Origin of the sequence: Magnetospirillum gryphiswaldense MSR-1 v2, from assembly GCF_000513295.1 — a bacterium.
Taxonomy (GTDB): Bacteria; Pseudomonadota; Alphaproteobacteria; order Rhodospirillales; family Magnetospirillaceae; genus Magnetospirillum; species Magnetospirillum gryphiswaldense.
Genome location: NC_023065.1, coordinates 1,758,178 through 1,782,443, shown reverse-complemented (window position 1 = coordinate 1,782,443; position 24,266 = coordinate 1,758,178). Strand labels below are relative to the sequence as shown.

The following is a 24,266-nucleotide window of genomic DNA, read 5'->3' as shown; positions in this document are numbered from 1 at the left end:
CGGGAAGAGTGGAGAGTGTTTCACGGTTTATGCGGCTTCGGCTTCGAAGCGGCATGGGCTTTTATATCCCAAGGCGGAATGCCGCCCGACTTCGATGCCGCCTTCCAGTCGTTCCACTTTGAAGCCCCCCACACTGTCAATTCCCTTGGCAGTCCCCATGTAAGTAATGGCTGTCGGATATCCCGACAGGAGCATGGAGGACATGACCAGTGCCCATCACCGGTTGTGACACGCTTGAAACCCGTCGGACCCTTGATGTCGACGGACGGCGCTACGACTATTTCAGTCTCGCTGCCGCTGAAGGCAGCCTGGGGCCGCTGTCGCGCCTTCCCTTCTCCCTGAAGGTGCTGCTGGAGAACCTGCTGCGCTGGGAGGATGGACGCTCCGTCACCGTCAATGACATCAAGGCGGTCGCCGCCTGGCTTGGGGATCAGGGCAAGGCCGAGCGGGAGATCGCCTACCGTCCGGCCCGCGTGTTGATGCAGGATTTCACCGGTGTTCCGGCGGTGGTTGATCTGGCGGCCATGCGCGATGCTGTTGTGGCGCGCGGTGGTGATCCGTCCAGCATCAATCCGCTGATTCCGGTGGATCTGGTCATCGATCATTCGGTGATGGTGGATTTCTACGGCACTCAGACCGCCCTGGGTCAGAACATGGGGCTGGAGTTTCTGCGCAACGGCGAGCGCTACGCCTTCCTGCGCTGGGGCCAGCACGCCTTCAATAATTTCCGGGTGGTGCCGCCGGGCACCGGCATCTGCCATCAGGTCAATTGCGAGTATCTGGCCCAGGTGGTGTGGACAAGCCGGGACGGTGATACTGAACTGGCCTATCCCGATACTCTGGTCGGCACTGATTCCCACACCACCATGGTCAACGGGTTGGCGGTGCTGGGGTGGGGCGTCGGCGGCATCGAGGCCGAGGCGGCCATGCTGGGTCAGCCCATTTCCATGCTGATCCCCGAGGTGGTGGGGGTGCGGCTGACCGGCTCCACCCGGGAAGGCATCACCGCCACCGACGTGGTGTTGACGGTGACCCAGATCCTGCGCGAGGCGGGAGTGGTGGGCAAGTTCGTGGAATTTTTCGGCCCGGGAATCGACGCGCTGGCCCTGGCCGACCGGTTGACCATCGCCAACATGGCGCCGGAATACGGCGCCACCTGCGGTTTCTTTCCCATCGATGCAGAGACCATCGGCTATCTCACCTTCACCGGTCGAGATGAGGCTCAGGTCAAGCTGGTCGAGGCCTATGCCAAGGCGCAGGGTCTGTGGCGCGACGGCTCCACTCCCGATCCGGTATTCACCGCCATTGTGGAACTGGACCTGGGATCGGTCGAGCCCTCGTTGGCCGGTCCCAAACGACCGCAGGACCGGGTCGCCCTGGGGGCGGCGCGGCAAGGTTTCGCCGAGGCATTGCCGGGGCTGAAAGCCGGAGCCGACCTTGCCGCCAAGGTCAGGCTGTCCGACGGACGGGGGGATATCGGTCATGGCGATGTGGTGATCGCCGCCATCACATCGTGCACCAACACCTCCAACCCCAGTGTCATGATCGCCGCCGGGCTGCTGGCGCAAAAGGCGGTGGAGAAGGGGCTGACCCGCAAGCCATGGGTCAAGACCTCGCTGGCCCCCGGCTCCCAGGTGGTGGAGGACTATCTCAAGGCCGCCGGACTCCAGGCGTCGTTGGATGCCCTGGGCTTCACCGTGGCCGGGTTCGGCTGCACCACCTGCATCGGCAATTCCGGACCGCTGGACGAGCCGGTCAGCCGGGCCATCGACGACAACGATCTGGTGGTCGCGGCGGTACTGTCGGGCAACCGCAATTTCGAGGGCCGCATCAGCCCGCAGGTCAAGGCCAACTATCTGGCCAGCCCGCCGCTGGTGGTCGCCTATGCCCTGGCCGGGACCATGAATCTGGATCTGGCCACCGAACCTTTGGGAACCGGCACGGACGGCACCGCCATCACCCTTAAGGATATCTGGCCCAGCGCCGCCGAAATCAAGGCGGCGGTCGCCACCTTCCTGACCCGCGACATGTTCCGGCGGCGCTACGCCCATGTCTTCGACGGCGGGCCGCAATGGCAGGCGGTGACGTTCCCGCTGGGGCAGACCTATGCCTGGGACAGCGCCTCCACCTATATCAAGAACCCGCCCTATTTCGTCGGCATGGCGGCGGCCCCGCCCGAAGATCTCGCCAATATCACCGGCGCCCGTCTGCTGGCGGTGCTGGGCGATTCCATTACCACCGACCACATCAGCCCGGCCGGCAACATCAAGAAGACCAGCCCGGCCGGCGTTTTCCTGCTGGGGCGCGGCATCGCTCAGGCCGACTTCAACTCCTATGGCTCGCGGCGCGGCAACGACGACGTCATGACCCGGGGCACCTTCGCCAATGTGCGCCTAAAGAACGAGATGGCGTCGGGCACCGAGGGCGGGATGACCCGGCTTCAGCCCTCGGGCGAGCTGATGTCCATCTTTGATGCCGCCATGGCTTATCAGGCCGCGGGCGTGCCCCTGGTGGTGGTGGCGGGCAAGGAATACGGCACCGGCTCGTCCCGCGACTGGGCGGCCAAGGGCACCAAGTTGCTGGGGGTCAAGGTGGTGATCGCTGAAAGCTTCGAACGCATCCACCGTTCCAATCTGGTCGGCATGGGCATCCTGCCTCTGCAATTCCCCGAGGGCATCACCCGCAAGACCCTGGAACTGAACGGAGCCGAGACCTTCGACATTGCGGGTCTGTCCGGCGGGCTGGTGCCACGGCAGCAAATCCCGGTCAAGATCACCCGCAACGACGGGTCTTGCCTGACGGTTGCGCTGCTGTGCCGCATCGATACCATGGATGAGCTCGACTATTACCGCCATGGCGGTATCCTGCATGCGGTTCTGCGCGACATGGCGGGGAGACCGAACGAGCCATGAGGGCGACACGGACGGAACACGATTCTTTCGGCACCATCGAGGTTCCCGCCGACCGGCTGTGGGGCGCCCAGACCCAGCGCTCGCTTGAACACTTCGCCATTTCGACCGAGCGCATGCCGGCTGAGATCATCCTGGCCCTGGCCTCGGTGAAATCCGCCTGTGCCCGCGTCAACCGCGACCTTGGCCTGTTGCCCGGGGACAAGGCGGAAGCTATCGCCGCCGCCGCCCAAGAGGTGCTTTCCGGGCGGCACGCCGACGAGTTCCCCCTGTCGGTCTGGCAGACCGGCTCCGGCACGCAAACCAACATGAACATGAACGAGGTGCTGGCCAACCGGGCCTCGGAACTGCTTGGCGGTGAACGGGGGCGAAACCGCCTCGTCCACCCCAATGACGAGGTCAATCTGGGACAGTCGTCCAACGACGTCTTCCCCACCGCCATGCATCTGGCCGCCGCACTCGGCATCGTTTGCAGGCTGCTGCCGGCGCTGGCCCGGCTGCGCCAGACCTTGGCGGCAAAATCCACCGCCTTCGCCGATATCGTCAAGATTGGCCGCACCCATTTGCAGGACGCCACACCGCTGACCCTGGGCCAGGAATTTTCCGGCTACGTCGCCCAGTTGGAGCTTGCCGAGACGGTCATCACTTCGTTGCTGTCCTGTCTCTATCCGCTCGCCATCGGCGGCACCGCAATCGGCACCGGCCTCAACACCCATCCCCAATTCGGCGACCGGGTGGCGGCGGGGTTGGCCCGAAGCAGCGGGCTCCCCTTTACCGCCGCCGCCAACAAATTCGCCGCGCTGGCCGCCCATGACGGCTTGGTCGCCACCCATGGCGCGCTCAAGACACTGGCGGTCGCCCTGACCAAGATCGCCAACGACATCCGTTGGCTGGCCTCGGGTCCACGCTCGGGGCTGGGGGAAATTTCGATCCCCGAGAACGAGCCCGGCAGCTCGATCATGCCGGGCAAGGTCAACCCGACCCAGTGCGAAGCCTTGACCATGCTCTGTTGCCAAGTCATGGCCAACGACGTCGCCATCACCATGGGCGGTGCCGCGGGCAATTTCGAATTGAACGTCACCAAACCGCTGATCGCCCATAACCTGCTGCAGAGTGTGCGCTTGCTGGCCGATGGCATGAGTAGTTTCGAGACCCATTGCGGGCGCGGTATCGAACCCAACCGACAGCGTATAGCCGTTTTGCTGGATCGCTCGCTGATGCTGGTGACGGCACTGGCGCCCCATATCGGCTATGACCGCGCCGCCGAAATCGCCAAGCTGGCACATCACGACGACATCACGCTCCGTCAGGCGGCACTGGCATTGGGCCATGTCAGCGCCGAGCAATTCGACGCTTGGGTCAAGCCGGAGGACATGATCGGCTCGGCCAAGCTAGAGCCGTGACGTGCCGGCACGGCGCAACTCGCCCAATGCCACATTCTCCGACCGGATACGAATGGCGAGAATTGCCGCATTGGCGGCGGAGAACGCCAAGGCATACCAGGGCAGGCCCAGGCAGAGCGGCAGGACGGCGATCTCGCCGATGACGATGACGTAGTTTGGGTGGGCCAGATAGCGATAGGGACCGGCACTCACCAGCGGGGCGCCGGGGACAATGATGATGCGGGTGGTCCAGCGTCGTCCCAGCGACATCAGCACCCAGACCCGCAACCCTTGCAGCACCAGGAAGATCAGCAGCCACGCCAGGTTGAGCGGATTTGACCAGCCCAGCAGCCACAAACCGCCGAGCCACAGGGCATGCAGCAGGACGATGACCCGATAATGTTCGGGCGCGACCTCGAACGCCCCCTGGGCCAACAGCATGCGGGTATTGCGGTGGGCCAGCCATAATTCCGCCAGCCGTTCGATGGTGACCATGGCCAGCAGGATGACGGCCGGGTTCATGCCGCTCTCTTCAGCGAGGCGCAGGTGGCGGTGAAGCCCGGCCCCATGGCCGTCACCAATGTCCGCGGCGGCAACCCGGCCCGGATGACCCGTTCCAGTACGAACAAGGCGGTGGGAGCCGACATGTTGCCATATTCGGCCAAGATTTCCCGTTCGTGGTTCAGTGAACCCTGGCCGAGGGAAAAGGCCCGTTCCAGGGCATTCACGACCTTGGTTCCGCCGGGATGGAAGGTGAAGCGGTCGATGTCGTCCACCCCCAGCCCGGCCCGTTCCAGGATGCCGACAATGGCCGGTTTCATGTTGGCCTCGGCGAAAGGCGGAATGTCGCGGTCGAAAATCACGCCGAAGCCCTGGGGGTCAATGGACCAGCCCATGATGTCGAGGGTGTCGGGCCAGATATGTTGGCCGCTCATCTCCAATGCGGCAAGGCCGTCCGCCCCGGTGCGCAGGACACACGCTGCGGCACCGTCGCCGAACAGGGCGGTGGCGACGATATTGGCCTTAGTCAGTTCGTCAAGCCGAAAGGCCAGGGTACACAGTTCGATGGCGACCATCAGCACGACGCTGCCGGGACGAGACTGGGCCAGACGCGACGCGATGGACAGGCCGGTGACGCCGCCGGCACAGCCGAGGCCGAAGACGGGAACCCGCTCGATATCGGCACGAAACCCCATTCGCCCGGCGACGCGCGCTTCCAGGCTGGGGGTGGCGATGCCGGTGGATGAGATGGTGACCACGGTGTCGACCTGGGCGGCGGTCAGTCCGGCACGGTCCAGTGCCTTGGTCGTCGCGTCCATGAACAATTGAACACCGCCGTCAAGATAGGCCTTGCTGCGTTCGGGCCAGCCCAACGGCTCGAAATACCATTCGAGCGGGCGCACCGCGTAGCGTCGGAGAATTCCCGAACTCAAAAACACCGCCGACAAACGCTCGAAATCGTCGAAGCGCCCGGCGAAGCCGCGATGGGCCGCAGCGGCAACATCACGCTGCTCGAAGCAAAAAGGCGGAACGGCGGTGGCGATGGAAACCAGTTGGGCGGGTGGGAGCATTGTTTCTCTCCGACAGAAATCCCCCCAACGTCACCGTCGCGTCAGGCTCGGGATAGGGGCGCTGAATTCACCCATTCAGGCCAGCGTTCGGATGTGCCTTTCCCGGTCCCACTGGCGGGTTTTGGCGGCGGCGATGAAGTCGTCCCCAGCCTGCGCATCCACGATTCCCCTATCGACACCGACATTGGCCGCGTTCAACAGCATCCGTCCGCCGGCGTCGGCGGCAATGGCCTTGAGATGAGCGAAAGCATCGCGAACGAAATCGATGGCGGTACTGTCAGAGGACAGTGTCTTGGCGCCGTCTTCTGACAAGATGACGGCGACGGCGTCGAACAGAACCGACGGCGAGCCGGCAAGCTGCCCGTCAGCCTTGCGCAGGGAGCCATCGGCCAACCGGGCGCCGCCCAGCTTGGGCGCGATGATCTTGACCGTCGCTCCGGCATCGGTGGCCGCCGTCTTGATCGCCTTGATGGTATCAAGGTCCGAACCATCCGTGATCAGGATGGCGATGGAACGTCCGTCAAGCGTGTCATGCATTTTGCCGATAAGCCGCAATGCCGGTGAAAGCGCCATGTCCTGTACTGGCGCCGCGGTGCAGGGGGCATCTGGCATGTGCTCAAGACCAAGCCCGTCGGCAACCCGATGGGCCAGCCTTTCGTCAACATGCCGCAGATGCCCGATCATGGCTTCGCGCACGTGGGGGTGTTCGACCTTGGAAAGCTCAAACACCAGGGCCGAAGCCATATGCGCCTGCTCAGGGTGGGATTGGCTGAGATAGAACTGCCGCGCTTGGCTGTAGTGATCGGCGAAGCTTTCGGCCCGGATGCGGCCTTTCTCGCCGGTCTCCATGATCGCCGCGTGATGAAAGCTGTCCACCGCCGTTTCCCGCGGCGAATCCGTGGACAGGGAATTGGGCTCATAGGCCACGCGGCCTGACGGCTGGTCCATCTGCATATGCCCGTCGCGCTGATGGTTGGCGAACGGGCATTGGGGGGCGTTTACCGGAATTTGATGGAAATTGGCCGAGCCCAGCCGCGAAAGTTGGGTATCGATATAGGAAAACAGGCGGCCTTGCAGCAACGGGTCATTGGAGAAATCGATGCCTGGCACCACGTTGGCCGGGCAATAGGCCACCTGTTCGGTTTCCGCGAAGAAGTTGTCGGGCCAGCGATCAAGAACCATGCGGCCGATCACCTTCAGGGGGATCAGTTCCTCGGGAATCAGCTTGGTCGCGTCCAGATGATCGAAGGGGAAGGTATCGGCCTGTTTCTGAGTGAACAGCTGAACCGCGAAATCCCACTCGGGAAACTGCCCGGTCGAAACGGCTTCGAACATGTCGCGGCGATGAAAATCCTGATCCGCACCGGCGATCTTGACGGCCTCATCCCAAACGGTGGATTGCAGGCCGAGCCGGGGGCGCCAATGGAATTTGACGAAGGTGGTTTCGCCCGCGTCGTTTATCAGGCGGAAGCTGTGCACACCGAAGCCCTCGATCATCCGCAGCGACCGGGGTAGTGTGCGGTCCGACATGATCCACATCACCATGTGCATGGATTCCGGGGTCAGTGAAATAAAGTCCCAGAAGGTGTCATGGGCGCTTGCCGATTGTGGAAAGCCGCGATCGGGCTCCATCTTCACGGCGTGGATGAGATCGGGAAACTTGATGGCGTCCTGGATGAAGAAAACCGGGACATTGTTGCCGACGAGATCCCAATTACCGTCCTTGGTGTAGAACTTGACGGCAAATCCGCGAACATCGCGCGGCGTATCGACCGACCCGGCGCCGCCGGCCACCGTGGATATGCGCGTGAAGACCGGGGTCTTTGCCCCGGTCTCGGTCAGAACCAGGGCGGAGGTGTATTTCTTGAGCGAATGGGTCAGTTCAAAGAACCCATGCACGCCAGTGCCGCGGGCGTGGACAATGCGCTCGGGAATACGCTCGTGATCGAAATGGGTGATCTTTTCGCGAAGAATGAAGTCTTCCAGCAAGGTCGGCCCGCGCGGATTGGCCCGCAGCGAATTCTGATTGTCGCTGAGCGCAACGCCCTGGTTGGTGGTCAGCGCGGGATGCTCCCCCTGCCGGGTCTGGTGCAGTTCACCACCGCGGGCCAGCTTGGAATCACCGTAGGGGGGTGGGCTGTTGCTTGTCTTATCTTTTTTCATTTCCGCCTCACAGGCTGAATTATCTGAAAAGGAAATAGATGAGGATCAGGACTGGGATGGGAACGCCAACCAGCCAGAGAAGGCCGTATTTCATTTCCTACCTCGCTGTTCTGCCGGTGTGTCATGGGGCAATGGAGCCGTCCTGATACAAGAATCCTTCCGGTGATCGTCCACAGCCCCATCGTGACGGCGCAGCCATTCCAACAGCATGGCGGCGTGCGTCTGCCTCTCGTCGTGGCTGTAGGTCAGAATCGCCTGTAGTTCAGGATCGTCCATCGTCTCCTGTTCCTCGGTGATGGAGAGGGCCGCCCGATGCCGATCAAGGGTGTCAGGCCCCAGCCGTGCCGGGTCTTCATGCAATGTCGCGCTTGATGCCGCCATCTCGCACCCTCTGTTCGTGGAACCGTCCCCGAGGAGACCATGAGGAACCGTAGCGGGTGGGATGATCCGGCGGCAGGGTCGGAAAATCCCCTGGAGGTCAACGGTCTGAGCAGCTTCCACCGTGACTGAGTAGATTCCGCCTCTCCATCGCCAGGGATGGCGAGAGTAGATTTACTTTCCTACGAGTAATCCAGGAGAAGGTGTTATGGCTGCAACCACCATCGATCATGTGACTGCGACGGCTAAAGGCAACGTCGAGAAGATCTCAAGTGATGCCAAATACAATGCCAAGGCCATATCCAAGAGCGGAGCCATCGCCTTGGACGGCTTCCAGGAACTGGCCAGGGCTTATCAGGAGCTGGCCGCCCGGAATGTCGAAAAAATGGGTGACGCCCTCAAGGAGATGTCCACCGTGAAGACTCCGGCGGAGTTCTTCGAAGTACAGCAGAGGCTGATCAAGGAAAGCTTCGACGCTGCGGTGTCCGACAGCCGAGCCATCGCTGAACTCACCGCCTCCGTCCTTTCCGCTTCGACCGAGCCGATGCAGAAACGGCTCCAGGAGGTCTAGGTCCTCCCCGTTCTAGGCTTGCGCGGCGACGATTCTCGGGTCATGGGGATCGTCGCCGCCATGTCGGCGGGCGGATTTCGCAGTAATGCTCTGCAATCAGGGGAACGGGTCGCCCCCCACTTTTACCTATGGGCTGTCCCCGCTCGGTAGGACAGGCGTTGGTCGTGACCACGCCGATATCATCCCGGCAGGCAGCGAGAACAGGAAGGTGCTGCCGTGACCCTCGGTCGATTCGACCCAGATGCGACCGCCGTAGCTCTCGACAATTCGCTGGGCAATGGTCAGCCCGATGCCGGTACCGTCGCGGCCGTCGTGGGGGAAGAGGCGCTCGAACATCTCGAACACCTTGTCATGGTAGGCAGGATCGATGCCGATGCCGTTGTCAGCCACCGTTATGGTCAGCATGTCGCCGTCGTTGACGGCAAAAATTTCGATCTGGGCCCGCCGGTCGGGGTGGCGGTACTTGATGGCGTTGCTGATCAAGTTCTGCAGCAGGCTGGCCAACCGGATCGGATCAGCCAGCACGGTCGGCAGGGGGTGAACGACGATGTTCGACTTAGTTTCAGCCACCAGGGTGTCCAGCCCCCGCAGCACGTCAAGGACGACATGGCCGAGATCAACCTCCGCCACATGGTAGTGGGCGCCAGTCAGGCGCGAATAACTGAGGAGATCCTGGATCAGCGCCGACATCCGTTTGGCGCCATTCACCGCGAAATCGATGATTTCATCGGCGTCGGGGTCGAGCCGGCCCTTGTAGCGGCGCGCCAGCAACTGGACGAAACTGGCGACGGTCCGCAGTGGTTCCTGCAGATCGTGCGAGGCGACATAAACGAACCGCTGGAGTTCGCGGTTGATGTCCTCAAGGTTGACTTTCTGCTCAAGCAGGTCGTCGCTGAGGCGGTGCTGCTGGGTGATGTCGATATGCATGGCCACCGCACCGTCGAACGAGCCTCGGTCCACCGGTAGAATCTGCACCCGCTGCCATCTGCTGCCGAAGATATCGACCGCCACTTCTACCTCTTCCTGAAACATGTCCCGGCGACCGGCCAGCACATCGGCCAGACCCGCCTCGACCTGGGCGGCGGTGGCGGCATTCCACAAGCCGCTCTTCTCGGCCAGAGACGGATAGCGCTCGGTCAATGGCCATGGATGGTCCCCAACGACCATGCGTTTCCATTCGGCATTGATGACCACCGGGCGTCCGCCGCCGTCGAGCAGGGCGACAGCGGCGGGAAGGGCGTCGAGCAGTACATTCCACGTCGCCAACAACATGTCGGGGGATGGGAGCTTGGGAAGGCTCATGGCGTATCCGCCGGTCTGATGAAGGCCAGAAGCACCTCATGGTCCGTCAAGGTGCCGAGCAGCATACCCACCGGCTTGGGCTGGCGTCGCACCAAAGCCGGAGTCAGCAGGATGCCGGCGGCCAAGGCCCGCTTGGGGTCGGCGAGGACGTCGATAACCTCGACTTCGCCGCCGCCATTCATCCGTGCCATCGCTGTTTCCAGGTTTCGCCGCGCTGTCTGAGAATTGATTGCCCCCCCGGCGACATAAAGCTCGAATTTCCCGCTCATGTCCTTCTCATCTCCCGTCGGCGGAGCGCGAGACCAGCACGGAACCGGCAGCGGCAACCTCACGCTCGGCCATCACCCGGTCGAAATCATCCAACCCCATCTGCTCTGCTTGTTTGGCCCCCATTTCGGCGGTCAGAAGGGCGATGCGGGCCTTCAGTTCGTCCAACTGGGCGCTCACCCGGACGCGTTCGTGTTGGCGGCGGAAGCGGCTGCGCAATTGTTCCGCCATGTCGGCGTTTTCACGTTCCAGGCGGGCGGTGCCCATCAGCACATGGCCGCCGGAGGAATAGACATCCTTCAGCGTCGGCCCGCGATCGGTCAGGATCAATTCGCGAACCTGCGAGGAATGCGCCGAACCGCGTGACTTGACCACCGAAAGGGCGCGGTTGCGTTCGCCGCCATGGGCGACGAAGGTGAGGTGCAGCCAGGTATCGGCCATGGTCGAGACGTGGGTTTGGGTGATTTCGCGCTCGGGGTCGGCCCCTTCGATCAACGCGGTGAAGATGGTGGTAATGCCCTGTGACTTGACAAAATCGACCAGCATTTCGACCAGCGAGTCGGCGATCACTTTGCCGCCGCCCTTGACCAGGGCCGAGATCGGATCGATCACCAGCATGGCCGGCTGGAACTCTTCCGCCACCGTGCGCAGGCGATGGATATGCTGCTGCGCCGAGGCCGAGGCCGAACGCATGCTCACCATGCGCAGCAGGCCGGACTGGCGATGATGACCGAGGTCGAGCGAAACCGAGGCCAGGTTACGCACGATCTGATCCTCGGCCTCGTCAAAGCTGACGAACAAGGCCCGATCTCCGCGGCGGCAGGCGGCATCGACCATGGCCCCGGCCAGAGTGGTCTTGGCGGTACCGGGGGCGCCGGAAATCAGCGCCGTCGTACCGCGATATAACCCGCCCCCCATCATGGTGTCGAGGCGCTCGACCCCCGAGGACACGCGATCGGAGAAGACCTGATGAGCGCTATTGACGTCCTGATAGAGTAATTCGAGGCCCGCTTCGGTGATCGCCAGAGGGAAGCGGTTGGTGGTCACCGGTGCGCCGCGCGCCTTGATCACCCGCAGTGTCGCCACCGAAACATCGCCTTCCAGGCGACGTTCCAGCGCCAGGACGCAATCGACGATATATTGAGCCGCATCCACCGGCAGATTGCCGCCGAGTCCGTCCGTCTTGATGGTCAATATGGTGGTCAGCTTCAAATTTCGGAGAGTGCCCACCAGACGAAACAATTGCTGTAGCAGACGACCGCGATCGGGCTGCATGGCCAGCAGCAGGTCGATGCCGTCGAGGACCAGCCGCGTGGCACCGAAGGCCTGGGCTTGGGCTGCCATCATGCCGAGGAAGCCGTCGAGTTCGATGCTTCCGGTCATCTCTGTGTCGATACCCAGGCGAGCATCGATGATGGTGATCAGACCGTCGGCCACCAACTGGGAGAGGCCCCAACCGAAGCCTTGCAGGTGAGCGATCAGATCGTCCGGGGCTTCCTCGAAGCTGACGAACAAGCCGCGCTCGTTATCGCCTATTGCCGCGTTGGCCAGCATCTGCATGGCCAGCACCGTCTTGCCGGCACCCGGTCCGCCCAGAACCAAGGTCGCCCGGTCGACCGGAATGCCGCCGCAGAGAATGGCGTCCAGGCCCCGGGTCCCGGTTGGTTTGCGCTCTATCATGAGATGGGCTTTCCAATCGACTGGTTGTTGGCTCGTTCAAAACATCTCAATTGACGTTCCTCCGGTTTGCCCCTGAGCCGTGAAATCACGACTGCCTTTGAGTTCGGCAATGGCCGACGTTACCGTTTGCTCGAGATGGGATTGCACCAGTCCATTCATCTCGGCCAAGGACGTGCTGGCTGCCACATCGGCGTCGGTTGTCGCGATAACCTCGGAAATGTGGTCGGAGCAGCGGTTGAGCGCCTCCAGCCGCTGCTTGACGACATCCTGGAACTGGATAGAGCCGATCATCCGCATGATCGGCTCGCCGAGCCGTTCGTTCTCGTACTGGACTTTGGTCATGGTGTCGCGTTGTTGGGCGATGAGGATCTGCAAGCTTTCGGTCAACTCGCCGACGGCCTCGGAAATCACCGTCAGACTGCTTTCTTCCTTGCGGTTGCGCTCGCCGATGACAGTGTTCAGGCTCGCCCCGACCGTTTTTTCCAGATTTTCGATGCCGGCACCGATTTCGACCGCCGCTTGGTCCGATTGCAGGGACAAGGCCTTGACCTCGGAGGCGACGATGGCGAATCCCTTCCCCTGATCTGCTCGAGCGCATTCATCTGCTCGCGGCTCTGCTTGCCGGCTTCAACCGAGCCCATGACACCGTCGATCAACCCGTCGATGCCCTTTATGCTGGCGGTTATCCGCTCGGCGGTGACCTCGGCCTTGGCAAGCGCATCGGCGGCATTGGTATTCGACAATTGCGCCGCCCGCTCGACCTCGGCAATGGCGGCCGAGGATTGCGGATCAGGCCGGCGCCGTGATCGACCGCCTTCTGCGATTCCTGGGCCGCGCCCGCCGCCTCTTCGGCGCCCTGGGCGATCTGCTCGGAAGCCTTGCGCAGTTCCTCGGCGGCAGAGGCCGATTCGGCGATGCCGCTGGCCAATTGCGAGGTGGCGGCGGCAATGCGCTCGGCCGCTTTTTGTTGACGGGCGAAGGTGCGCGCCTTGCGCTTCTGTGCCTCGGCCAAGAGCTTGCTGCCGCTGGCGACGGCGCCATCCTCGTCAGCCTTTATCGCGACCTGCCCGCTGATCTGGTTCTTTTTGACGAGAGCCATTGCCGATTCCCTTCGCTGCGCATCTACAAGTCTAAAGATATAGCCGGGCATCCTGGGCGCATCGCGTGCTGGCGGTAACCCTATCCTATGGACCGAAGGGCATATCGAAAGATAGTTACCCGGATCGTGCCTGGCCTAAAGACAGCAACCCCCACACCGCTTGGGCGCGATTGGTGGCGCCGATCTTCTTGTAGACACCGCGCAGACGGGCCTTGGTGGCGGCCTCGTCGATGCCGAGGTGTTGGGCGATGAGCTTATTGGGTAATCCATCCAATAAGAGGGGGATCACCTCGGTCTCGGCTGGCGAGAAATGAATGCCGTGGCACTTGAAAACCGGCAATTGCCCCCCCGGCAACGGCAGATTGTTCGAACGCGCCAGCGCCATGATGACGTTTGGGGGCAGATAGCATTCGCCGGCCAGGATCAACCGCAGGGCATGCTGCATGCCGCGACCGGACATGGTCTTGGAGATGACCCCGTGGGCTCCGGCATCGACCGCCCCCAGCACCGTGGCGGAATCGGCGGTGGCGGTCAGCAAAACCACCTTGGCTGACGGAAACTTCTCGGCGAAGACGCGAATGCCGGCCACACTGTCCATGCCTGGCATGGTGTGCCCCAGCAGCGCCAGATCGCAGCCCCCCCGGTCGGCGACGAAAATCGATTGCTCAAGCGAATCGGCGTCGAAAATCTCGACCTTCGTTCCCAATTTGACAAGAAAGGGACGAACGCCATCACGCAACAGCCTTTGATGATGGGCGATCAATACATGCATTTAATGCCTTTGGGGCAGAGCTGGATGTCTAATACCCGAGTTATAGAAGGCAACCTATTGGTGGTAATAGGCAACGCTATCCTTCGATAGAAATCGCTTCATTTGCCGATTTGTGTTTCGATCGGCCATGCGCGGCTGGCGACGTCTCTTTTCCTATATATGGTGCGTAGCAGCACTTTGGCCGCCGATTTTTTACCCTCGTCCCAGAATCGATTTACAACACTTTCCATGTATTTTAAGACGGGCTAAGCTTGGTCCTCCAGGCGGCGATCATGTGATTCGCGCGGCGGGGCCCGCGATGTCTGGATCGGGGGGGAATCCAAGATGCGTACGTGGTTCACGGTCACCGCGCTTTTCGTGCTGGCTTTTTGGCAGCCGGCGGCGGCACAGACGGCCAACCCGATCATCAAGACCAACGGCCAAGCGGTCGAGGTCTGCGGCATCTGGATCAAGCCCCGACTATACGCCCGCACCGTGGTGACCCAGACCGAAATCTGTCTGGAAAATCCCAATACCGTACCGCTTGAAGGCGAGTTGCGCTTTCCGTTGCGGGAAAGTCAGACGGTTACCGGCTTCACGCTGTCGCCGGCGGTCGAGGGCGGACCGGTCATGCAGGCGGTGCCGGTACCCAAGGCCAAGGGAACCAAGGTCTTCGAGGCCATCGAACGGACCATGGCCGATCCGGCCCTGATGGAGCGGGCCGAGGGCAACATCTATTCCTTGCGGGTTTATCCCTTGATGCCCAAGGTCAAGCGCGTCGTGACCGTGGCCACCACCGAGCCGATCGTCGCCGACGCCAAGGGGATGAACCGCTTCGATCCGACGCTGGCCTTCGCCGCCATCCGGGGCGGCAAGAACACCGTGCTGTCCGTCGAGGGTGACACCGCCGGCATTCCGGTCGGGGCGTTGCGCTTCGATCCCGGCTACAAGCGCACCGGCTTCGTGCGCACCTCGCCCGAGGGCACCACGTTTTCCGGCTTCCTGCCGCTGGACAAGCCGCGCACCGGCTTGCGCATCGACTGGACGGCTCCGGGTGGTGACAGCGTGATCGGCTCGTGGTTCGAGCGGCGGTCCTACTTCACCGCTGACGTGGCGATTTCGGGCGCATCGGTGCCGCGTCCGGCCCCCGCCGCCGTGGCGCTGATCTGGGATGCCTCGGGGTCGGGCGCCATGCGCGACCATGCCCGTGAATTCGCCGTGCTCGACGCCTATTTCCGCAAGCTGGGCCGAACCGAGGTGACGCTGGTGCTCGCTCGTGACCGCGCCGAGGCGCCTCGATCATTCGCCGTTGCCGATGGTGATTGGTCGGACCTGCGCAAGGTTCTGGAAGCCACGCCCTATGACGGTGCCAGTAATCCGGCAGCCTGGATGGTGCCCCAGGGCTTCGGCGGCGATACCTCGGTGGCGCTGTTGGTGTCCGATGGCTTGGCCAATTGGGGGGCGGCCGCGGCCCGTTTCCCGGTGACCTTGTTCACCCTCAACACCTCGCCGCAAGCCGATGCCGGGCGGCTGCGACACATGGCCGAGGCGGCCAATGGTCACTATCTCGACCTGACGATCCTGTCGACCGAGCAGGCTCTGGCCGATCTTACCACTCTCCGGCCCCGATTGGTGGCGCTGACCGGCGACGCGGTCGATGATCTGGTCGCCGCTTCGGTCCACCCCGAATCCGGTCGGCTGGCCCTGGCCGGCGTAGTGACCGGGCCGAAGGCTTCGGTGACGGTGGAAACCGTCGATGGCGCTGGCAAGGTCAGTCGCAAGCTTCTCTCCGTCCCCTTGACCGAGGATCGGGACTCGGACGGCTTTGCCGCCAAGCGTTGGGCCAGCCTGCGGATAGCCAGTCTGCAAAGCGATGGCAACCGGCATCGCGCCGAGATTTTGCGTCTGGGCGAGACGTTCGGTGTGATTTCGGACGAGACGTCGCTGCTGGCGCTGGAGCGGTTGGAAGACTTCCTGCGTTACAAGGTCATGCCGCCTCCGGGGGACATGCGCGTCGCCTACCTGAACCGCGCCCCGTCCGACCCCTTGAGCCCGAAGACCGACACGGCCCAGATCGAGGGTTTGGTGCGCCGGTTCGGCGAACTGACGGCATGGTGGGAGCGCGACTTCCCCAAAGGAGAAAAGCCGAAGCCCAAGCCTGAACCAGAGGGTGATCGCGCCGTCGCCACCGGCGCCGCCGTGATGGCACCGGCGCCGGTGGCAAAGTCCTCGGCGGTGTCGTCGGGCCCGCCGTCCAGCACGGCCAAGCCCGCCGCGGTGGAAATCCATCTGCGCAAGTGGGAACCAAACGCCCCCTATCTGAGCAGCATCAAGGAGGCGGCGGCGGAGCAGCGCTACGACGCCTACCTCGCCCAGCGTGCCGCCTATGCCAACAGTACCGCCTTCTTCATCGACGCCGCCGATATCTTCTTCGCCGCGGGGCAGGACGAAGCGGCGGTGCGGGTTCTGTCCAACGTGGCCGAACTGGGGTGGAGCAACCGCTCGTTGCTGCGCATCCTGGCCTATCGGCTGTTGCAGTCCGGGCGCCCCGACCTGGCGATGACGCCGCTGACCCGCGTCCGCGATCTGGCCCCCGAAGAGCCGCAATCATGGCGGGATCTCGGCCTGGCCCACGCCGCCGCCGGCGATACCCAGGAGGCCGTCAATTTCCTGTGGCACGTTGCCTCGCACCCATGGGATTGGCGCTTCGCCGACATCGACCTGATCTCGCTGGGAGAGTTGAACGCCCTGGCCGCCCGCGCCAAGACGGTCGATTTGTCTGGCATCGATCCCCGCTTGCTGCGCAACTTGCCGGTGGATTTGCGCACCGTACTGACCTGGGACGCCGACAACACCGACATGGATTTGTGGGTCACCGATTCCAACGGCGAGGCGGCCTTTTACGGTAATCGCCTGACCTATCAGGGCGGGCACATGTCGCGGGACTTCACCGGCGGCCTCGGCCCCGAGGAATTCATGCTGAAACGGGCCAAGGCCGGCACTTACGAGGTTCGGGTTAAATTCTATGGCCATAACCAACAGGTGCTGTCGCCCTATACCACCGTGATGATGAAATTCTCGAGCGGCTTCGGCACCGACGGCCAGAAGGACCAGGACATCGTCTTGCGTCTGTCCGGTCGGGGAGAATCGGTCTTCGTCGGCACCTTCGAGGTCAAGGGCGACGGCTCCGGGCAGTGACCCGGTCGGGGGGGCATCATGCTGCGGATGGTTGCGGTTATTGCGTTGGGGGTGGCCAGCGCGTCATGGGCGGGGGGCGTCAGCGCCGCCGATCGGCTGTCTTGCCGGTCGGCCAGCATGGTCGAGTGCCGTGCCGCCGGCTGCGAGCGCCAGGATCTGCATTCCGACCTGACCGTCGATCCGGGCCGTAAGAGCATCAGGTATTGCGCCGGCGCGGATTGCTTTGATGCTCGCGTCGCCCTGGTCAAGGCTGAGGATGGTTCGGTGTCCTTCGCCTTCGATGCCAGGTCCGAACCGGGGCGGCGTGGCGGGCGGGTCGATCGGCTGGTCACCCTTCATTCCGGTGGCAAGACGGCGACAATTGGCGCTTTCCTGGCGGATGGCACGGTGCTGTTCAGTCCGATGGAGTGCCGGGCTGCCGAGCTTGATCAATAGAGGCGTATGCAGATGACTCAGCGCGCCTTGACCATGGCGATCAACAAAATCCTGCGCGACGAGTCGCGATACGCGACGGGGCTCGAGAAGGGGGGCGATTTCGGGCGCGCCAAGCTGGTCTGGGCGGCCATCGACGGGGTCAGACGGGCGATGAAAACGGCGGCCGCCGACGAAACTGGCTTCGGCGAGGCCTTGCGCCAAGCGCTCATCGAACGACGCGAGGACTATCGCCAGGATTGGGACGACCCGGATGGGATGGGCAGCTCGACTTTCTTTCGCGTTCTGAACCACGTTGAAGGCGAGTTGCCGTGATCATTTGCCGGCGTCCTTGCAGCCCCCTCTCCCGTCATGCGCGGGCATGACGGGCCGAGAGAAATGACGCGGTCGCAGAGTTTTTCCGCAGCCAGTTAACGTTCGCTATCAGCCGTCGATTGCGGCCAGGGCCAGTCGGGCCAGGGCCGGCAACGATTTGCTGCCGGTCTTGCGCATGATGGCGGCACGGTGGTTTTCGACGGTGCGCTGGCTGATGCCCAGGTCGGCGGCGATGTTCTTGCTGGGGTGGCCGGCCAGGACCATGTCCATGATCTGACGTTGGCGGGGGGTCAACCGGGCCAAGTTTTTGGCCGCATCCTGATGCCAGACGAAGGCCTTGGTGGTGTCGCGCGATTGTTCCAAGGCCCGCCATACGCTGGTCAGCAACTCGTCACGTCCCACCGGCTTCTCGATGAAGTCGGTGGCCCCCGCCTTTATGGCCTGAACCGCCATGGGCACGTCGCCGTTGCCGGTGATCATGATGGCCGGCAACCGGTGGCCGCAATCCGTCAGCCGTTGCAGCAGGTCCAGCCCGCTCATGCCCGGCAATGCGGCGTCGATCAGCAGGCAGGATTCACCGCCGGGGCGATAGGCGTCGAGGAACGCCTCGGCCGTGGCGAAATCGGCGACGCTCAGCCCCGCTTCCTCCAGCACCTCACGCAACACTTCACGAATATGGGGATCATCATCGACGACATGGATCACTGGATTGCCTGTCCTTATCATGGCGATTTCCGCCGGGGGCATTGCGGTGGTGCGAGGCAGCAGGCGGTCTAGCGCCTGCCGCAATTCCTTGATTCTTACCGGCTTGTTGAGCTGGGCACAGTCGCCCAGGGCGATGTCGCGGGCTGCGGCGGTCGAGATGTCGCCGGTCAGGATCAGAGCCGGGATCGGGCGGCGAAGCCGTGCCCGCGCCTGGGTGGTGAATTCAAGCCCATCCATACCGCCGGGCAGGTTGTAATCGGACAGGATCAGGTCGGGGGGCTGCGTCCCGGCGGTGAGCAGTTCCAACGCTGCCGGTCCATCGGCAGCGCATATCGTGCGGTGCCCGTCCTCGGTCAGCAAGTCGCCCAGCAATTGCCGCAGTTCCGGATCGTCCTCGACCACCAGGATACGACCGGTGCGAAGAGCGCCGTCGGGCAGGGTGGAGCCGTCGGTGGGGTGGGGTGAGGGCGGGGGCAGGGGCAGCGTATTCGACGGCATGGCGATCTCGATGGCGAACATCGAGCCCAGACCCAAGCGCGATCGGACCTCGACGCGGTGCCCCAGCAAGGCCCCCAGGCGCTGGACGATGGACAGGCCCAGCCCCAGGCCGCGGCTGCGTTCGCGGGCGGAATTGTCGAGCTGATGGTATTCGGTGAACACCGCTTCCAATTCGCTGGCGGGGATGCCGATGCCGGTATCCCAGACCTCGAGGCGCAGCAGGTCGCGGCGGCGGCGGCAGCCCAGCAGGATGGTACCCGAGCGCGTATATTTCAAGGCGTTGGACAACAGGTTGCGCAGCATCTGTTCCAACAGACGCGGGTCGCTGTCGATGGACAGGCCGCAGGGGACCACGCGCAAATCCAGGTTTTGCGCCTGGGCCTGATAGGAGAATTCCTCGCCCAAGCGTTCCAGCACTTGGTTGATGGGAAAGTGTTCGATGTCGGGGCAGACGGTGCCGGCATCGATGTGATTGATGTCGAGCAAGGTGTTGAGCATGCCGGCCATGGCCCCCAGGGTCTCGTCGAGGCGGGAAACCAGTTTGTGGGCTTTTTCCCCCTCGACCGCCCGGGCCAGCAGGGCCTGCAACAAGGTCAGGGTCTGCAGCGGCTGGCGCAGGTCGTGACTGGCGGCGGCGAGAAAGCGTGATTTCGCCACATTGGCCGATTGCGCCTTGCGTTCCGCCGCTTCCAGCGCGTCGGCGATGTGGCGGCGTTCGGTGGTGTCGGTAAAAGTGATGACGACGCCCTCGATGCCCGCATCGGGGGTTTGGTATGGCAAGACCCGACGGATGAACCAGGCGCCGTTTTCCGCCCTGACCTCGCGTTCGATCGGCGTGGGATGGCGCAGGACGGCCCGCGCATCGTTCAGCAGTTCGGCATCGGCGGCCAACGAGCGAAGATCGGCCAGCGGTCGACCGATATCGCTGGGGATGACGCGGAACAAGGCGGCGGTGGCCGGGGTGAAGAAACGGATATTCAGGCCGGTGTCGAGAAACAGCGTCGCCACATCGGTGCTGCGCAGGATGTTTTCCAGATCGTTAGCGGTGGTGCGTTGCCGTTCCAAGGTTTCCTGAAGCTGGCTGTTGAGCGCGGTCAGCTCTTCGTTCAGCGATTGCAATTCCTCTTTCGAGGTCAGCAATTCCTCGTTGGTGGATTGGTATTCCTCGTTGACCGACAAGGCCTCTTCGTTGACCGCCTTTTGCTCTTCGCTCAGGCTTTCCAGGCTGTGAATGGCCCCCTGCAGCTCGGTGCGGGTGGTCACCAGTTCCCGTTCCAGCGCGGCGACCTCGGGGTCATTGTGTGACGTTTCCGCCAGTTTGGCGGACGGCACGGATGTCGTTTGGTCCTGGGGCAGATCGACGAAACACACCAACAACAGGTCTTCACCCTCGTTGGTGACGGGATGGATGTGGAGGTCGAAGCTGAGTGAACCATCGTCCTTGCCGATGCGGCCGCCGGAGGTGATGATCCGGGTGTTTTCCTCGCCGGCGCGGCGGATGGCCGCGCGCAGCTTTATGCGCAGGTCGGAGCGTGCCATGGCCAGGATGTCATGACTGGGGTGGCCGGGGGCCAAGCGCAGGTAGCGGCCCACCGGACCCAGGGAATAAAGGCACTCGTTGCGGTGGTTGATCAGCACCGCCGCCGGGGCATAGGTGTCCATCACCGTCCGACGGCAAAGTTCGGCCCAGGTGGCCTGGGGCGTCGGCGTGGCTCCGGCCCCGGGACTCGACGAGGTCCGAACGCCGTCGTCCCCACCGACGAGAAAGCCGAATTCACCCAAACGGCGCTTGCCCACATGGTGGAAAATCCGTTCCGGCTTTGAAACGACCTCGAAGCGGTCTTCGGCGTTGCCGACGGTCTCGGAACTGCCCAACACCAGGATGCCGCCCGGACGCAGGGCGAAGTGAAAGACCGCGATCGCCCTGGCCTGGGCCTCGGGGCGCAAATAGATCAAGAGGTTGCGGCACGACACCAGATCCAGGCGGGAAAACGGCGGGTCGGTCAGCACGTCCTGGACGGTGAAGACCACCAGGGCCCGCAATTCGGGCGTTACCCGGTAGCCATGGCTGTCCTTGGTGAAAAAGCGGGCCAGACGCTGCGGCGAAACCTCGGCGGCGATGCTGTCCGGGTAAAGTCCTTCGCGGGCGGTGGCGATGGCATCGGCATCCACGTCGGAGGCGAACAGCTTAAGCTTGACGTCGCGCCGGGTGGCTTCGATTTCCTCGCAAAACAGCATGGCGAGGGAATAGGCCTCTTCGCCGCTGCTGCATCCGGCACTCCACAGGCGCAGCGCCTCATTGGGCGCCTGCTTGCCGACTAGTTGCGGGACGATGGTTTGCGCCAGGTTATCGAATACCTTGGGATCGCGAAAGAAACTGGTGACATTGATCAGCAGGTCTTTGGCCAGCAGTTCCAGTTCGGTGCCGTCGCCGCTTTTCAGCAGGGCGATATAGCGGTCCATCTCGTTGGTCTCGATCGAGGCCATGCCCATGCGCCGCTCGATGCGGCGCTGCAAGGTGCCGTGCTTGTATGAGGTGAAATCGTGAGCAGTCCTGGCACGTAGCAGGTCGATGATTTCCGCAAGGCGGTCCTCAACCGGCGGCGGTGCGGTCGTCTCGGTCGCCGGGCTTTGATCCAGGTGCCTGATGTGTTGGTCAAGGGCCGCGGCCATGTCGGCCACCGGCAGCACCAGGTCGACCGCCCCGGTTTGGATAGCGTTGCGCGGCATATCGTCATAACCGGCCTCGTCCGGACTCTGAGCGATGACCAGCCCTGATTTTTGCTTGATCGCCAGCAATCCCTGGCTGCCATCGGCACCAGTGCCCGACAGGACGATGCAGGCGGTGCGGGGACCATATTCCTGCGCCAGGCTGCGCAACAGAAAGTCGAAGGGCAGGCGGGTGCCATGCCGGGCTTTGGGCGGCGACAGATGCAAGGCGCCGCCGCCAGCGGACAAGGATTGTCCGGGGGGGATCAGGTAAAGGTGTTCGGGCTCGATCCTCATGCCCTCGGCGGCTTCCAACACGGTCATGGCGGTGTGGTCGGCCAGCAATTCCACCATCATGCTGTCATGGGTGGGATCAAGGTGCTGGACCAGGATGAAGGCCATGCCGCGACCGACCGGCAATGCGCCGAGCAGTTTGCGGCAGGCCTCGAGACCACCGGCTGAAGCGCCGATTGCAACGGTCAGGAGGCGCGAATCACTGTCATTCATCATCGACGTGCTCGCGTGTAACTGCTTCCGGTTGAAAGCAGTGTGGCAACCTATCACAATTTGGTCGAAATGGGGGCGGTGGAATATACCTGCCCTTGAGGGTGGGGTGAGTAGTTTCCGCTCCTGTGAGCTTGTCCATCCCGTCGTTATGGTGAGGCTTGGCGGACGGGACTACCCCCGGTTCCGCTTTATCCGCATTTGGCGCCAACGCGCCTGGAAAACTGGAAAAATCCATGCAGCCGCTTCATGTCCTTGTGGTCGAGGACGACGCTATGATCAGTACCGTGCTGGCCGAGATGCTGACGGAAATGGGGCATGCGGTGGATGGGATCGAAAGTACCGAGGCGACGGCCATCGCCGCCGCTCACCGTTTGAAGCCGCAACTTATGATTGTTGATGTCGGTCTGCTCGAGGGCAGCGGCGTCGCCGCCATGGAAGTGATCCTGCGGGCCGGCCCGCAGCCCCATGTGTTCATGAGTGGTGACATTTCTCGGGTCAAGGCGTTGCGACCGGGGGCGGTGACCCTGCAAAAACCCTTCCGCGAATTGGACCTGTACCGGGCGATCCGCCGTGCCGTCGGCGCTGAAACCGTCTGGTGAGAGGTTTGGGTAGTTTCCGACGCTTACCGCCCCCTGGCTCGGCGTCTACCGTTCACTCGATCGGGCCGATTGGGCCGCGCATCGCTGAACAAAGGGAAATCCCATGAACAAGACTTTAGGCTTTGCCGCCGCCACCTTGTTGACGCTGACCGTCTTGGCCGTCGGCCAGCCGGCTTTGGCCCAGGGCGCTAAGCAGATGGTCACCTCCATCGACGTTCAGTCCGTCGCCACCGGCTATCGCTCCAGCAAGATCATCGGCGCCGCCGTCACCAACGAGAAGGGCGAAGCGGTCGGCAAGATCGACGATCTCATCATCTCCAAGGATCAGCGCGCTCTGTTCGCCATCGTCTCGGTGGGCGGTTATCTGGGTATCGGCGACAAGCTGATCGCCGTGCGCTACGAAGATTTGCGGCCGACCGCCGATGACAAGGGGCTGGTGCTGACCGGGGCGACCAAGGAAGGGCTGAAGGCCCTGCCGGAATTCGTCTACGCCCGCTAAATCGACTGCCTTCAGGCCAACCGGCGGCTCTGGATCAAAGCTGCCTCTGTCCCCCTCCAGAGTAGTTTCCGACCCTGTCGTCAGGGATCGGGCCGGAGCTACGGTTGGTCTGGACTTATCCATGTCTCGATGAGTCGAGCTCATCGAGACTTCGCATTATGCGGTCCACAGGAGAAATGCCATGGCTTATCAAAACAGGGGCATGGGCAAAATCCTTGCCGTGTTCGCTGTCGTCGTCGCCCTTTCGGGCTGCACGGTGTTTTCCGGGCGCGAGACGGCGGGGGAATACGTGGACGACGCCACCATCACCACTCGGGTCAAGACCGCCATCTTCAACGATCCCGGGCTTAAAACCCTGGAGATCAGCGTCGAGACCATGCAAGACGTGGTGCAACTGAGCGGCTTTGTCGATTCGGCGCAATCCAAGGCCAAGGCCGGCGAAATCGCCCGCAATGTCGATGGTGTGCGCCAACTCAGGAACAATCTGGTCATCCGCTGAAGCCGATCCGCCCGGCAGCCGCCGCGCGGTTATCCTGTCTTTGAGGAGACGCAGATGGCGAAAAGCCAGAAACGCACCGGACGCGAGCCGAAAAAGCCCAAGGCTCCGGCTAAGAAGATCGTGATCGTGCCGCCGGTCCAGGACGAGTCCCGGCAGAGCCCCAAAAAGAAGCCCTCGGCAGCGCCGAGGGCTTGAAACGCCGTGCTACGGGCCGCTTGGGAAATCCCAAACG

The 24,266-nt window shown here is 63.1% G+C and carries 20 protein-coding genes and 1 pseudogene; 10 read left to right on the top strand and 11 right to left on the bottom strand.

Annotation, left to right across the window (positions count from 1 at the left end; genetic code table 11):
* Positions 1-209 precede the first annotated feature (209 nt).
* Together acnA and fumC are read left to right on the top strand one after the other, a co-directional pair.
* Positions 210-2,912: an aconitate hydratase AcnA gene (gene acnA, locus MGMSRV2_RS08430; RefSeq protein ID WP_024079921.1), complete on the top strand. Its 2,703-nt coding sequence runs from the start codon at positions 210-212 to the stop codon at positions 2,910-2,912.
* A complete protein-coding gene (fumC, locus tag MGMSRV2_RS08425; RefSeq protein WP_024079920.1) occupies positions 2,909-4,312 on the top strand; it encodes a class II fumarate hydratase in 1,404 nt (467 codons plus the stop codon). The genes acnA and fumC overlap by 4 nt, the downstream gene beginning before the upstream one ends.
* Here fumC and MGMSRV2_RS08420 read toward each other — a convergent pair.
* The 4 genes from MGMSRV2_RS08420 to MGMSRV2_RS22390 all read right to left on the bottom strand — a co-directional run bounded on the left by MGMSRV2_RS08420 (position 4,301) and on the right by MGMSRV2_RS22390 (position 8,406).
* Complete coding sequence (locus tag MGMSRV2_RS08420; protein WP_024079919.1) at positions 4,301-4,813, bottom strand: isoprenylcysteine carboxyl methyltransferase family protein; 513 nt, start codon at positions 4,811-4,813, stop codon at positions 4,301-4,303. The two genes, fumC and MGMSRV2_RS08420, sit on opposite strands and share 12 nt — an antisense overlap.
* Positions 4,810-5,862 (bottom strand): type III polyketide synthase, encoded by a 1,053-nt coding sequence (locus tag MGMSRV2_RS08415; RefSeq protein WP_024079918.1) that lies wholly within the window; start codon positions 5,860-5,862, stop codon positions 4,810-4,812. Before MGMSRV2_RS08415 ends, MGMSRV2_RS08420 begins: the two co-directional genes overlap by 4 nt.
* A gap of 75 nt (positions 5,863-5,937) precedes the next feature.
* On the bottom strand, positions 5,938-8,025 hold the full coding sequence (locus tag MGMSRV2_RS08410; RefSeq protein WP_024079917.1) for a catalase: 2,088 nt from the start codon (positions 8,023-8,025) through the stop codon (positions 5,938-5,940).
* Positions 8,026-8,115: 90 nt separating this feature from the next.
* Positions 8,116-8,406 (bottom strand): ferritin family protein, encoded by a 291-nt coding sequence (locus MGMSRV2_RS22390; RefSeq protein WP_024079915.1) that lies wholly within the window; start codon positions 8,404-8,406, stop codon positions 8,116-8,118.
* A gap of 205 nt (positions 8,407-8,611) precedes the next feature.
* Here MGMSRV2_RS22390 and MGMSRV2_RS08400 point away from each other — a divergent pair, with 205 nt between their 5' ends.
* Complete coding sequence (locus MGMSRV2_RS08400; RefSeq protein WP_024079914.1) at positions 8,612-8,974, top strand: phasin family protein; 363 nt, start codon at positions 8,612-8,614, stop codon at positions 8,972-8,974.
* A 126-nt stretch (positions 8,975-9,100) separates the two neighbouring features.
* Here the strand turns inward: MGMSRV2_RS08400 and MGMSRV2_RS08395 are convergent, their stop codons facing one another.
* The 6 genes and pseudogenes from MGMSRV2_RS08395 to MGMSRV2_RS08370 all read right to left on the bottom strand — a co-directional run bounded on the left by MGMSRV2_RS08395 (position 9,101) and on the right by MGMSRV2_RS08370 (position 14,094).
* The gene (locus MGMSRV2_RS08395; protein WP_024079913.1) at positions 9,101-10,276 is read right to left on the bottom strand and encodes a sensor histidine kinase; all 1,176 of its coding nucleotides are present in this window, start codon (positions 10,274-10,276) and stop codon (positions 9,101-9,103) included.
* Positions 10,273-10,545 (bottom strand): circadian clock KaiB family protein, encoded by a 273-nt coding sequence (locus tag MGMSRV2_RS08390; RefSeq protein ID WP_024079912.1) that lies wholly within the window; start codon positions 10,543-10,545, stop codon positions 10,273-10,275. The genes MGMSRV2_RS08395 and MGMSRV2_RS08390 overlap by 4 nt, the downstream gene beginning before the upstream one ends.
* A 7-nt stretch (positions 10,546-10,552) precedes the next feature.
* Positions 10,553-12,223 (bottom strand): circadian clock protein KaiC, encoded by a 1,671-nt coding sequence (gene kaiC, locus MGMSRV2_RS08385; protein ID WP_024079911.1) that lies wholly within the window; start codon positions 12,221-12,223, stop codon positions 10,553-10,555.
* Between the two features lie 36 nt (positions 12,224-12,259).
* Positions 12,260-12,811: pseudogene (locus tag MGMSRV2_RS21685) on the bottom strand (methyl-accepting chemotaxis protein); the annotation flags it as partial.
* 94 nt (positions 12,812-12,905) lie between these two features.
* A complete protein-coding gene (locus tag MGMSRV2_RS21680) occupies positions 12,906-13,322 on the bottom strand; it encodes a hypothetical protein (protein WP_024079908.1) in 417 nt (138 codons plus the stop codon).
* Positions 13,323-13,437: 115 nt separating this feature from the next.
* Positions 13,438-14,094: a response regulator transcription factor gene (locus tag MGMSRV2_RS08370; RefSeq protein WP_024079907.1), complete on the bottom strand. Its 657-nt coding sequence runs from the start codon at positions 14,092-14,094 to the stop codon at positions 13,438-13,440.
* Positions 14,095-14,418: 324 nt separating this feature from the next.
* Between MGMSRV2_RS08370 and MGMSRV2_RS08365 the strand changes: the two genes are divergently transcribed.
* Genes MGMSRV2_RS08365 through MGMSRV2_RS08355 form a run of 3 tightly spaced genes read left to right on the top strand, consistent with a single transcriptional unit; the run spans position 14,419 to position 18,018 of the window.
* Positions 14,419-17,271: a VIT domain-containing protein gene (locus tag MGMSRV2_RS08365; RefSeq protein WP_024079906.1), complete on the top strand. Its 2,853-nt coding sequence runs from the start codon at positions 14,419-14,421 to the stop codon at positions 17,269-17,271.
* Positions 17,272-17,289: 18 nt separating this feature from the next.
* Positions 17,290-17,706, top strand: coding sequence for a hypothetical protein (locus MGMSRV2_RS08360; RefSeq protein ID WP_024079905.1), 417 nt, complete (start codon positions 17,290-17,292; stop codon positions 17,704-17,706).
* A gap of 12 nt (positions 17,707-17,718) precedes the next feature.
* On the top strand, positions 17,719-18,018 hold the full coding sequence (locus MGMSRV2_RS08355) for a hypothetical protein (RefSeq protein WP_144084282.1): 300 nt from the start codon (positions 17,719-17,721) through the stop codon (positions 18,016-18,018).
* Between the two features lie 108 nt (positions 18,019-18,126).
* On the opposite strand, the gene MGMSRV2_RS08350 is transcribed toward MGMSRV2_RS08355, so the two are convergent.
* Complete coding sequence (locus MGMSRV2_RS08350; RefSeq protein WP_024079903.1) at positions 18,127-22,440, bottom strand: chemotaxis protein CheB; 4,314 nt, start codon at positions 22,438-22,440, stop codon at positions 18,127-18,129.
* A gap of 230 nt (positions 22,441-22,670) precedes the next feature.
* Here MGMSRV2_RS08350 and MGMSRV2_RS08345 point away from each other — a divergent pair, with 230 nt between their 5' ends.
* The 4 genes from MGMSRV2_RS08345 to MGMSRV2_RS21410 all read left to right on the top strand — a co-directional run bounded on the left by MGMSRV2_RS08345 (position 22,671) and on the right by MGMSRV2_RS21410 (position 24,229).
* On the top strand, positions 22,671-23,036 hold the full coding sequence (locus MGMSRV2_RS08345) for a response regulator (RefSeq protein WP_024079902.1): 366 nt from the start codon (positions 22,671-22,673) through the stop codon (positions 23,034-23,036).
* Between the two features lie 103 nt (positions 23,037-23,139).
* Positions 23,140-23,535, top strand: coding sequence for a PRC-barrel domain-containing protein (locus MGMSRV2_RS08340; RefSeq protein WP_024079901.1), 396 nt, complete (start codon positions 23,140-23,142; stop codon positions 23,533-23,535).
* Between the two features lie 181 nt (positions 23,536-23,716).
* Positions 23,717-24,034 (top strand): BON domain-containing protein, encoded by a 318-nt coding sequence (locus MGMSRV2_RS08335; RefSeq protein ID WP_024079900.1) that lies wholly within the window; start codon positions 23,717-23,719, stop codon positions 24,032-24,034.
* A gap of 54 nt (positions 24,035-24,088) precedes the next feature.
* Positions 24,089-24,229, top strand: a complete 141-nt coding sequence (locus MGMSRV2_RS21410) for a hypothetical protein (protein ID WP_024079899.1) — start codon at positions 24,089-24,091, stop codon at positions 24,227-24,229.
* The last annotated feature ends 37 nt before the right edge of the window (positions 24,230-24,266 follow it).

Coding starts and splice junctions, on each gene's coding strand:
- MGMSRV2_RS08355 (WP_144084282.1), top strand. CDS start 17,719: ATGACTCAGCGCGCCTTGACCATGGCGATCAACAAAATCCTGCGCGAC.
- kaiC (WP_024079911.1), bottom strand. CDS start 12,223: ATGATAGAGCGCAAACCAACCGGGACCCGGGGCCTGGACGCCATTCTC.
- MGMSRV2_RS08370 (WP_024079907.1), bottom strand. CDS start 14,094: ATGCATGTATTGATCGCCCATCATCAAAGGCTGTTGCGTGATGGCGTT.
- MGMSRV2_RS08410 (WP_024079917.1), bottom strand. CDS start 8,025: ATGAAAAAAGATAAGACAAGCAACAGCCCACCCCCCTACGGTGATTCC.
- MGMSRV2_RS08420 (WP_024079919.1), bottom strand. CDS start 4,813: ATGAACCCGGCCGTCATCCTGCTGGCCATGGTCACCATCGAACGGCTG.
- MGMSRV2_RS08340 (WP_024079901.1), top strand. CDS start 23,140: ATGAACAAGACTTTAGGCTTTGCCGCCGCCACCTTGTTGACGCTGACC.
- MGMSRV2_RS08365 (WP_024079906.1), top strand. CDS start 14,419: ATGCGTACGTGGTTCACGGTCACCGCGCTTTTCGTGCTGGCTTTTTGG.
- MGMSRV2_RS08390 (WP_024079912.1), bottom strand. CDS start 10,545: ATGAGCGGGAAATTCGAGCTTTATGTCGCCGGGGGGGCAATCAATTCT.
- MGMSRV2_RS08415 (WP_024079918.1), bottom strand. CDS start 5,862: ATGCTCCCACCCGCCCAACTGGTTTCCATCGCCACCGCCGTTCCGCCT.
- MGMSRV2_RS08345 (WP_024079902.1), top strand. CDS start 22,671: ATGCAGCCGCTTCATGTCCTTGTGGTCGAGGACGACGCTATGATCAGT.
- MGMSRV2_RS21410 (WP_024079899.1), top strand. CDS start 24,089: ATGGCGAAAAGCCAGAAACGCACCGGACGCGAGCCGAAAAAGCCCAAG.
- MGMSRV2_RS08400 (WP_024079914.1), top strand. CDS start 8,612: ATGGCTGCAACCACCATCGATCATGTGACTGCGACGGCTAAAGGCAAC.
- MGMSRV2_RS22390 (WP_024079915.1), bottom strand. CDS start 8,406: ATGGCGGCATCAAGCGCGACATTGCATGAAGACCCGGCACGGCTGGGG.
- MGMSRV2_RS08360 (WP_024079905.1), top strand. CDS start 17,290: ATGCTGCGGATGGTTGCGGTTATTGCGTTGGGGGTGGCCAGCGCGTCA.
- MGMSRV2_RS08395 (WP_024079913.1), bottom strand. CDS start 10,276: ATGAGCCTTCCCAAGCTCCCATCCCCCGACATGTTGTTGGCGACGTGG.
- MGMSRV2_RS21680 (WP_024079908.1), bottom strand. CDS start 13,322: ATGGCTCTCGTCAAAAAGAACCAGATCAGCGGGCAGGTCGCGATAAAG.
- fumC (WP_024079920.1), top strand. CDS start 2,909: ATGAGGGCGACACGGACGGAACACGATTCTTTCGGCACCATCGAGGTT.
- MGMSRV2_RS08335 (WP_024079900.1), top strand. CDS start 23,717: ATGGCTTATCAAAACAGGGGCATGGGCAAAATCCTTGCCGTGTTCGCT.
- MGMSRV2_RS08350 (WP_024079903.1), bottom strand. CDS start 22,440: ATGATGAATGACAGTGATTCGCGCCTCCTGACCGTTGCAATCGGCGCT.